Below are 634 nucleotides of genomic sequence, written 5' to 3' on the forward strand. Positions count from 1 at the left end.
TGAACCGCCCCGGTATTGTCGGAGACTCAACATTCTGAGAGAATACGACAATGAAAAGACAAACCTACACTCCTGAGATTAAAGAACGCGCCGTTCGCATGCTCATTGAAGCGGCAGGCGACTACCCCTCTACCTGGTCAGCGATTCAAGCCATTGCCCCTAAGATTGGCTGCACGCCTGAAACCCTGCGCTCATGGCATAAAAAGCACATCGATCAAACCATTCCTGCCTCAGTGCAAGCTCAAAGCCAAGATCAACGTATTAAAGATCTTGAACGTGAATGCAGAGAACTCAAACAGGCCAATGAGATCATACGTAAGGCAGCGGCTTTTTTCGCCCAGGCGGAGCTCGACCGTCTACCGAAATAATGGTCACATTTATCGATGATCACAAGCAGAAATACGGGATCGAGCCAATCTGTAGAGTACTACCGATTGCCCCATCAACCTACTACCGTACTAAAGACTTGGAGAGTTACCCTGAAAAGCGCTCGTTGCGTCAGCAGCATGACGACTATTATATCAACGAGATTAAACGCATCTGGCAGGACAGTAAATGCCGTTACGGTGTTCGTAAAGTCTGGCAGCAGATGAAGGCAGATGGTATTCATGTGGCTCGTTGTACGGTAGAGCGT

General features: G+C 48.6%; 1 pseudogene and 1 other annotated feature. The pseudogene reads left to right on the forward strand.

What is annotated here, in order from left to right:
• Positions 1 to 50 precede the first annotated feature (50 nt).
• Positions 51 to 634, forward strand: a pseudogene (locus ACT3SX_RS15460) (IS3 family transposase); the annotation flags it as partial.
• Positions 326 to 442 (forward strand) — a sequence feature (AL1L pseudoknot). (Overlaps the previous pseudogene by 117 nt.)

Source organism: Psychrobacter sp. AOP31-B2-9 (assembly GCF_052378005.1).
GTDB lineage: Bacteria > Pseudomonadota > Gammaproteobacteria > Pseudomonadales > Moraxellaceae > Psychrobacter.